Origin of the sequence: Aureispira sp. CCB-QB1 (genome assembly GCF_000724545.1) — a bacterium.
Classification (GTDB): domain Bacteria; phylum Bacteroidota; class Bacteroidia; order Chitinophagales; family Saprospiraceae; genus Aureispira.
The window spans coordinates 1-697 of the sequence record NZ_JHBV01000087.1 but is presented as its reverse complement, the minus strand read 5'-3'; the positions used below and the strand labels follow the sequence as shown (position 1 = coordinate 697).

2 protein-coding genes are annotated in these 697 nt (G+C 42.6%); both read right to left on the bottom strand.

The annotated features are described in order from the left end of the window. A partial coding sequence (locus CG11_RS26305; protein WP_156039921.1) for a hypothetical protein occupies positions 1-182 on the bottom strand: 182 nt, incomplete at its 3' end. Positions 183-184: 2 nt separating this feature from the next. Continuing rightward, the coding region (locus CG11_RS30550; protein ID WP_052599930.1) for a hypothetical protein at positions 185-697 on the bottom strand (513 nt) is incomplete at its 5' end.

Genomic DNA, 697 nt, shown 5'->3' with positions numbered 1-697 from the left:
TCCTTGCTTTTAGCATCCGACCAAAGCTCAATTTCTATAAAGCCAATCCAATCTTTCTCGTGTCCAGAATTGTAGACAAAAATAGTCTCTCGTCCACAACGCTTCACAAATTGGATTAAATCATAGGTCTTGCCTGAATGGGGTTTTCCAAAATAGGCTAAAAAAAAAGGATGGTTTGTCATACTTACTCGTTGTATAAAGCGGCTCGAATCTCTACATTGCTCCATCCTTGATCCAACATGCGTTGAATTTCTGGACTGGGTTTTTCGGTCGCTAAACTGGTTTTGCAAAACTGTCCTTTGGGGGTTCGATTGTAACAGCCCGTTTCTTTGTGGATATCAAAAAGGCGTCTATTTTCTTGATACTCCTTCAAGTGTGTGTAATCCAATTTATCTGGCGTATCGCTCTGAGCTTCGCCTTCTATTTCCAGATCTTCAATTCCCTCCGCTGTTTTCTTTGCTTTTTGAGCAGCCTGTTTTTTGATCGCTTTTTTGGCTTTGTTTCGATCATAAAAAGCCGCTCCTAAGGTGGGCAGTCCCCACATGGCTAACACCAACAACAAAGAACCCAAAGGACTAGGGGTTTTGACCTGGTTACTCCGCATGTAATTGGCAAAGGCTCTCAACAACGCTTTGTTCAGTTTTTTGTCACTGGCGTATCGAGCAGGAGATTCGCCACTAATGGCACTACACAACAT